The 8,731-nt window shown below is 36.8% G+C and carries 6 protein-coding genes; 4 read left to right on the plus strand and 2 right to left on the minus strand.

Annotated features, from left to right (window positions below; all coding sequences use genetic code 11):
- The coding region (locus CCAND38_RS09775; protein WP_042345094.1) for a pirin family protein at positions 1–495 on the minus strand (495 nt) is incomplete at its 3' end.
- A gap of 66 nt (positions 496–561) precedes the next feature.
- The gene (locus CCAND38_RS09780; RefSeq protein WP_042345095.1) at positions 562–957 is read right to left on the minus strand and encodes a hypothetical protein; all 396 of its coding nucleotides are present in this window, start codon (positions 955–957) and stop codon (positions 562–564) included.
- A gap of 193 nt (positions 958–1,150) precedes the next feature.
- Between CCAND38_RS09780 and CCAND38_RS09785 the strand changes: the two genes are divergently transcribed.
- The 4 genes from CCAND38_RS09785 to CCAND38_RS09800 all read left to right on the plus strand — a co-directional run.
- On the plus strand, positions 1,151–1,504 hold the full coding sequence (locus tag CCAND38_RS09785) for a winged helix-turn-helix transcriptional regulator (protein WP_042006901.1): 354 nt from the start codon (positions 1,151–1,153) through the stop codon (positions 1,502–1,504).
- A 340-nt stretch (positions 1,505–1,844) separates the two neighbouring features.
- Positions 1,845–3,539 carry a single-stranded-DNA-specific exonuclease RecJ gene (recJ, locus tag CCAND38_RS09790; protein WP_042345097.1) on the plus strand — a complete coding sequence of 565 codons (1,695 nt, stop codon included), beginning with the start codon at positions 1,845–1,847 and terminating at the stop codon, positions 3,537–3,539.
- Positions 3,540–3,840: 301 nt separating this feature from the next.
- Entirely contained in the window at positions 3,841–8,091 is a 4,251-nt protein-coding gene (gene glgP / locus CCAND38_RS09795) for an alpha-glucan family phosphorylase (protein ID WP_156129798.1), read from the plus strand.
- A 244-nt stretch (positions 8,092–8,335) separates the two neighbouring features.
- Positions 8,336–8,731 (plus strand): carboxypeptidase-like regulatory domain-containing protein (locus tag CCAND38_RS09800; RefSeq protein ID WP_197066354.1); only part of this gene is annotated, 396 nt, incomplete at its 3' end.

The following is an 8,731-nucleotide window of genomic DNA, read 5'->3' on the forward strand; positions in this document are numbered from 1 at the left end:
CCCTGCAATAACTGCCACTTCGCCATCGGCTATCGGAACTTTGGGGATATCCGCATTCTTTATCGCCTGATACTTAGGCGGAGTGGTTTTGTACTTTGCCGGAAGATTCACCCACAGCTGCATCATATGGAAAAGTCCGCCCGATTTACTCCACTCGGTTTCGTGAAATTCTTTGTGCAAAATGCCATTTCCAGCGGTCATCCATTGTACATCGCCCTCTCCGATCACTCCACCTCCACCTGCACTATCCGCGTGTTCTACCTTGCCTTTGTAAGCAATGGTTACGGTTTCAAAACCTTTGTGCGGATGCACATCTACCCCTTTCGGAATTTCACTCGGTGGGAAAACATATGGGGCATTGTAATCCATCATTATAAAGGGGTCCATACGCTCCATAGAAGAAGTTCCAGGAATGAAATTATGTACGCGAAATCCGTCTCCCACAAAATGCGGTGTGCCAGGACGAACGATTTTTTCTATATGTTTGGTGTTCATAATCTCTTTTTTAAATTTGTTATTTATTGTTTTACAGCATATTATCTACAATAAAAATTATTCTGACTAATCGTTTTTCTTAAAAATATTGGTTTTATCCAAGTTCAGAAAAGGATTATTCAAATTGGGATTATCTTCAAAAGTATAATTCGACATTCTTCTTCTAAATAATTCATTACGAAGATTGATGACTACTTTTTCCAAATCTGCCATATTTTTGAAATCTGCTTTTTCAAATATAATCTCAGAATCTAAAATTCCTGCGATTTTCTTTATTTTGAGAATTTCTTGTTCTTTAATGGTTGCATCTGCCAATATTGCTCCCACAGCAAAGAGATTCAATTTTTCAATGGCTTGTTCGGCATTATCCGCAAATTGAAACACAACTGAAGTATATACTTTTGCCAACTCTTTGATGAAAGTTTCTTCTTTAGAAACAATCAAAACAACATTTTTTTTCATTGTTTAATCTCCTTTAATTTTTCCAATACAAAGATACGACTATATGCAATACATTTTTCAGTAATAGAACATTATCAAGTTAATATAATTTTATATAGTAATTGATTTCTAGATGTTTATTTTGAAAAATGTAGATATTCAATATTTTTCTATTTGCCAATATTGTCTATTTTTGCAATCTAAAAAACTTTTGATGAAAGAAAACAACGAAAATAAATACACGGAAATACAATCGGTTTTAGATGCGATTGAAGTCATTGGCGGAAAGTGGAAATTTCCCATTATTTACAGTCTCTGCGACCATACCAAGCGGTTTAAAGAATTGGAAAACGAACTAAAAGGTATTTCACCCAAAGCCCTTTCCAACGCTTTGAAAGATTTGGAAATGAATGGACTAATACATCGCGAAGTGTTTCCCACCGTTCCCGTTACGGTAGAATACAGCCTTACGCCCTACGGCAAAGACCTCAAACCTGTACTTTCTGCCCTGCAAGAATGGGGCAAAAAACACCGCGAAAAAATCGTGGAATCTTGTAAGGAGGAGTAATAATTATTTTGTATTTCTAAATCACTCATTGACGGAATGTTAGTAAAAAAAACATCTATCAGGTAAATGTTCCCCGAAATGAGAGCGATTATATCTGTAACAAATCGATCAAAATAGGGTCACAGATAGAAGTGTTTTAAAATCTGTTTTTTATATTTGCCTAAAGTTACTGAAATATAATGCTTTATATTTGTGTAAAGTACTGTTTTTCACGCAAAACATTATTTTGAAATAATTTGAACAGGATATTATTTAAAGAGTAGCTCCTACAAATAATTGTTTTAGGAAAATATCAAAAACTAAAAAAGGAAAGCAATAATCCATTAGCAAGAACTTAAACATGAATTACAATTGGGTTTTCAAACAATCGCCTCAAAAAGAAATAGTAGCTTCACTCCAAAAAGAACTCAATGTCAGTGAAACAATAGCTACGTTATTGGCTCAGCGAGGAATCACTGATTTTGATAAATCAAAACGCTTTTTCCGTCCGTCATTGGATGATTTACATTCTCCTTACCTGATGAAAGATATGGAAAAGGCAGTATCGCGCATTCATAAAGCTATTGAAAATCAAGAAAATATACTCATATATGGTGATTACGACGTAGATGGAACTACCGCCGTGGCACTAATGTATTTATTTCTACAACAATTCACCCATAATATTGATTTTTATATCCCCGACCGATATAGCGAAGGCTACGGCATTTCTTTTCAAGGAATTGACTACGCTTCCGATAATGACTTTTCGTTAATTATTGCTTTGGATTGTGGTATTAAGGCAGTTGATAAAGTAGCATATGCCAATGAAAAAGGAATTGATTTCATTATTTGCGATCACCACCGTCCGTCTGATATTGTACCCGATGCATTGGCCATTCTGAACCCCAAACAAGTCGATTGTTTGTATCCTTACAAAGAGTTATGTGGCTGTGGGGTAGGGTTTAAACTCATTCAAGCACTCAACGAACATTGGGGATATCCTTTTGAGGAAATCCTACCATTTTTGGATTTAGTAGCTACTGCCATTGCTGCTGACATTGTTCCTATTACGGACGAAAATCGGGTGTTAATGTATTTTGGTCTGCAAGTGTTGAACCAAAATCCGAGAGTAGGATTGAAGGCTTTGTTGGAAGTGGACAAACCTGTGAAGACTTCCAATGTAGTGTTCCGATTAGCGCCCCGTATCAATGCCGCGGGGCGTATTGAACACGGCAAATTTGCAGTAAAATTGCTTACGGAAAACGATGAAAATAGAGCCATTGAAAAGGCTAAAATCATTGAAGAGTTCAATACGGAACGCAGAGATTTAGACCAAAATATTGCCAATGAAGCCTTAGCACAAATTCAAGAGAATAAGGAACAACATCGTTTTTCGACTGTGGTTTACGCACCATCATGGCACAAAGGCGTGATAGGGATTGTAGCTTCTCGTCTTATTGAGACGTACCACCGTCCTACGCTTGTATTTACTAAAAGTGGAGAAAAGTATGCAGCTTCCGCACGTTCCGTTTCTGGTTTTGATGTATACGAAGCCTTGGAACAATGTTCTGAGTATATTGAGCAATTCGGAGGACATAAATATGCTGCAGGACTCACTCTTTTGCCTGAGAAATACAGCCTTTTCAAAGAAAAATTTGAAGAAATTGTTTCTAAAACCATCACAAAGGAATTGTTACAGCCCAAAATAACGATAGACACCATGCTTCCATTGGAACAGATTACGGATAATATGTTTCGCATTATAAGTCAGTTTGAACCCTTTGGGCCACACAATATGACACCTATTTTTTACGCTGAAAATGTGATAGATACAGGCGTAGCAAAAGCTATCGGCAAGAATGGAGAGCATTTACGATTAACTTTGAAGGAATGCGGAGGAAATCGATTTTTTACCGCCACTGCTTTCAATATGGCTCATATGTTACCAACTATCAAACAAGGTAATGTTTTCAAAATTGCCTATTCACTTGAGGAAAATTTTTGGAACGGGAAAAGATACCTACAATTGATGATTAGAGATATAAAGTTTTGATTTTTATTAAATTAGCATCTTTTTTTGAATTAGTATCTACTTTTTTCTTAATTAAATTTATCATCTAATAAAATATTGTAAATCAATCAATTGTATAGCAGAATTAATAACTTACCGAACGAAAAAAACTATGGATAATGAAAACTATTGTTCCAAAATAAAAAAAGCAGTTAGCAGGAGTTGAGTGTAGCTCAAAACAAAACATCTTTCTCTCTTGCAAAAAATAATATTTATTTGTACCTTTACCTCTTGAAAATTTAACTTAAAAATAACAACATACGATAAATATTTAGATTACATCATTATGCCAACAAAGAAAATGACATTAAATCCTGACTACATCTTCGAAACAAGTTGGGAAGTGTGCAACAAGGTAGGTGGTATTCACACCGTTATCTCAACCAAAGCGTTGAGCATTACTAAAAAATTCAAAAATAAATACATCCTCATTGGGCCAGATATCTGGCAACATGCTGAAAACAAGGAATTTATTGAAAATAAAGAACTTTTCAAATCGTGGAAAACCAAAGCAGGAAGCGAAGGGCTTCGAGTGCGTGTAGGAAATTGGAATGTGGCAGGAAATCCGATTGTGATTTTAGTTGATTTTTCGAGCTACATCAGCAACAAAAATGAGATTCTACGCTACTATTGGGATACATACAAACTTGACTCATTAAACAGCTCATGGGATTACATCGAATCAGTACTTTTTGGATACGCTGCAGCCAAGGTTATTGAGAGCTTTGTGAAATTCAACACCGCTTCACGCGAAAATGTACTGTGTCATTTCCACGAATGGATGACAGGTAGTGGTTTGCTCTACATCGAAGACAAAATGCCAAAAGTAGGTTCTGTTTTCACTACACACGCCACCGTTGTAGGTCGTTCAATTGCAGGAAATGGTTATCCGCTCTATGACAATATGAAAGGTTACAATCCTGAGGAAATGGCATATCGATTTGGAGTGCAACACAAGCATTTCTTGGAAAAAACCGCAGCGAAAGTGACAGATTGTTTTACTACTGTGAGTGAGCTAACAGCACAGGAATCGCTTCATTTCTTAGGTCGTAAAACTGATATGATTACTCCAAACGGATTTGAAGACAGCATTGTTCCTCCATCCAAAACCTTTGATAAAAAACGTAAGGAAGCTAAAAAACAACTCCATAAAGTAGCTCAAGCTCTAGTTGGGCATACGCTTAGTGAGGATACTAAGATGTTGGCTATCAGCGGAAGATATGAATTCAGAAATAAGGGTATTGACGCTTTCATTGATGCTTTAGGCACGTTGAACCGCAATCCGAAAAATAAAAAAGAGGTAATTGCTTTCTTGCTAGTTCCTACGGCTCATGAGGGCGTAAACCATGGGTTACAACATAATTTGGACTATCCGCAACAAGCGGGAAATAATGACCAAAAACATTTAACGCACTATTTATCAGACCCTAATAATGACCAAATTCTACGCAGAATCTATGAACAACAACTTTTCAACCGCAAGGAAGATAAAGTGAAAGTAGTGTTTTGCCCTAGCTATCTGAACGGCAATGACGGTATATTCAATTTGTCGTACTACGATGTACTTATTGGAATTGACGGCACTGTATTCCCTTCATATTATGAGCCTTGGGGGTATACCCCATTGGAAAGTTTAGCTTTCAATGTGCCGACAATCACGACTTCTTTGGCTGGATTTGGAAAATGGGTAGAAAATTATTATCCTGAAAAACAGAAATCTATTGAGGTTATCAAGCGTACTGACAGCAATTATGGTGATGTAGTTAGTGAAATCACTAAAAACATATCATCACTACTTCTGATGAAAGATTCTGACTTTGAATTAATTAGAGAAGAAGCAGGTAAAGTGGCCGAAATTGCCCTATGGAAGAACCTAAGTAAAAATTACTTTAAAGCCTACGAACTGACCTTAGAAAATATTGAAGAACGAATAATTAGTCTGCCTAACATTGACACAGACGCAGCTTCTGTATTAGAAAAAAGTAAAATAGTGAATACTCCTATTTGGCGTAATATTATCATTCACAGAGCGATACCAGAAGCACTACAACCTTTGGAAGAATTGGCAAAAAACCTTTGGTGGTGTTGGAATGACGATGCTTCGGATTTATTCCACAGCATTGACCCTCAAAAATGGCTTGATTCTCGCAAAAATCCAATAGAATTGTTGGATATGATTTCGCTTTCAAGGTATAAAGAGCTTGAGAAAGATAGTGCTTTTATGAAACAACTGTCAAACGTATATAACAAATTCCAAAATTACATGGCTAAAAAAGTAGACATGGTAAGCCCATCGGTTGCTTATTTTAGCATGGAATATGGGTTACATTCTTCTCTAAAAATATATTCGGGAGGATTGGGAATTTTGGCAGGAGACTACTTGAAAGAAGCTAGTGATAAGGCTACAAAAATTACTGGTGTAGGGCTACTTTATCGTTATGGATATTTTACTCAAAAATTATCTTCCGCAGGAAATCAAGAGGCTGATTATGAAGCTCAAGATTTCTCAAAAATTCCAGTCACCCCAGTGATTGACACCAATGGAAAATGGATGGTCGTGGCAGTGGATTTACCTGGAAGAACATTGTACGCGCGTGTTTGGCGAGTGGATGTAGGACGCATTGAGTTATATCTATTAGATACTGACTTTGAAGATAATAGAGAAGACGACCGCTTTGTAACCCACCATCTTTATGGGGGAGATTGGGAAAACCGTCTGAAACAAGAAATGCTTTTAGGATTAGGAGGCATCAAAATGTTGCGTAAGTTAGGAATTGATGCTGAGGTATATCACTGCAATGAAGGACACGCGGCATTTATTGGACTGGAACGACTTAGTGAATACATCCAAAATGACAATTTGTCTTTCTCCGAGGCTATGGAGGTAGTACGAGCTTCATCTTTGTTTACTACGCACACACCAGTACCAGCAGGACACGATTTCTTTGAAGAAGGTATGCTAAGAGCTCATATTGAGAATTATACCGATAAACTACACGTAAGTTGGGAACAAATTCTATCCTTAGGAAAAATTAACTTGAACAATCCAAGAGAGAAATTCTCAATGAGTAATTTGGCGGCTAATCTATCACAGGAAGTAAATGGAGTGAGTTGGCTACATGGAGAAGTTAGTAAGGATATCTTCAAAAATCTATGGCCAGGTTATATGCCAGAAGAGTCACACATCAGCTACGTTACCAATGGGGTACATAAACCAACATGGACAGCGACCTTATGGAAAGAAATTGAAAATGAGGTGTTTGGTGAAGATTTCAAAAAGAATCAATTTGACCCTAAAGGTTTTGAAGGGATTTATAAAGTGTCCGACAAACGTATTTGGGAAGTCAAAACAGAATTGCGAGCAAAATTATTACGTCGTGTGGAGCAAAAGTTACGTTTGGAAAAAAACACACCGTATTTCTCACCTAAACAGTTAATTGAAATCAAAGAGAATTTAAGAAAAGATATTCTTACTATTGGTTTTGCACGTCGTTTTGCGACTTACAAACGAGCCCACTTATTATTCACTAATATTGAGCGTTTGGATAAAATAGTAAACAATCCAGAGCGACCAGTACAGTTCATTTTTGCAGGAAAAGCACATCCTGCCGATAAAGCAGGTCAGGATTTGATTAAACACATCGTTGAAATCTCGAAAATGCCACAGTTTTTAGGTAAAATTCTTTTCATTCCTAACTACGACATGGAGTTAGCTCGTCATATGGTACAAGGAGTGGATGTTTGGATGAACACTCCAACGCGTCCGCAAGAGGCTTCTGGAACCAGTGGAGAAAAGGCTGCAATGAACGGAGTGATGCACTTTAGCGTACTCGACGGTTGGTGGGTAGAGGGCTATCGCGAAGATGCTGGTTGGGCTTTACCAATGGAACGAGCTTACGAAAATCAAGAGTATCAAAATGAAATGGATGCCGAAATGATATACAACATCATTGAGGATGAAATTGCTCCAACATTCTACGAAAAAGATAAAGACGGCATTTCACAATCTTGGTGTGCGTTAATTAAAAATACTATTGCTAAAGTGGCAGTAAATTTCACAACAACACGTATGCTTACGGATTACGAAAATCAATATTACTTCCCTATGAGCGAACGTGCTGCGAGTTTGAAACAGGATAATTTTGCCTTAGCAATTCAAATTTCGGACTGGAAACGCAAGGTAAATCAAGAGTGGGATAACGTAAAAATAGTAAATACTGAAATTCCGAACAAGAACAAACAATTGATTTCCATAGGAAATAACTACCAAGCAAAAATAACTTTGGACATTGGAGGGCTGAACATGAATGACATTGGTTTGGAATTGGTCATCGCGCGTGAGGACAAGGAAGGAAAAACAAAAGTAATGGACAAAAAAGAATTTACACCAGCTTCACAAGAAGGTAGTAATGCTGTTTATACTTTAGAGGTGGTTACCGAGTATCCAGGTTCATTACAACTTGGACTTCGAGTGTTCCCGAAAAATGATTTGTTACCACACCGCCAAGATTTTGCATTAGTGAAGTGGTTCTAATAGGTAGGTACTGATAAGTATTTGGAATTTTACCATAATAAGTTCAATACCTAATAGTTTTCTCATTCAAAACTTTGCCAGAGTTTAAACTTTGGCAAAGTTTTTTTATAATGTATTAAATTCATTGGGCAATCATCGTAACGATTAATCGAAAAAGATACTCTTTTCCTTGAAAAGAGTATCTTTTTTGTAACATTTCCCGTTTTTATGCATCTTTAAGATGGAAATCAAAAACAGAGTTGCCATGAAAACCATATTTTCTTTTTTGTTTTTACTATGGGCAATAAGTCTTTCCGCCCAGGAAGTCACTCTTTCAGGAGAAGTGAAAAATCAACAACAAAAACCTGCTGAATTTCTGAATGTCATCTTAAAAAAAGACGAAAAACCCGTACACGGAACACTTACCGATGCTTCGGGGAAATTTTCTGTAAAAATCCAGAAAGGCGATTACACGCTCATTTTAGAACAATTCGGCACCGAATTTCTTTCCAAAAAAATATCCGTTTCCCAAAATACCGATTTGGGAATTCTGCAAATCAATCAAGCTATTGAAGTGGAAGCCGTAACTGTTGAAGGTCGTAAAAAACTTGTAGAACAAAAAGTGGACAGAATTGTTTTCAACGTAGAAAATTCTGTTCAA

It is taken from the genome of Capnocytophaga canis (assembly GCF_000827555.1).
Lineage (GTDB): Bacteria > Bacteroidota > Bacteroidia > Flavobacteriales > Flavobacteriaceae > Capnocytophaga > Capnocytophaga canis.

Coding starts and splice junctions, on each gene's coding strand:
- CCAND38_RS09780 (WP_042345095.1), bottom strand. CDS start 957: ATGAAAAAAAATGTTGTTTTGATTGTTTCTAAAGAAGAAACTTTCATC.
- CCAND38_RS09785 (WP_042006901.1), top strand. CDS start 1,151: ATGAAAGAAAACAACGAAAATAAATACACGGAAATACAATCGGTTTTA.
- recJ (WP_042345097.1), top strand. CDS start 1,845: ATGAATTACAATTGGGTTTTCAAACAATCGCCTCAAAAAGAAATAGTA.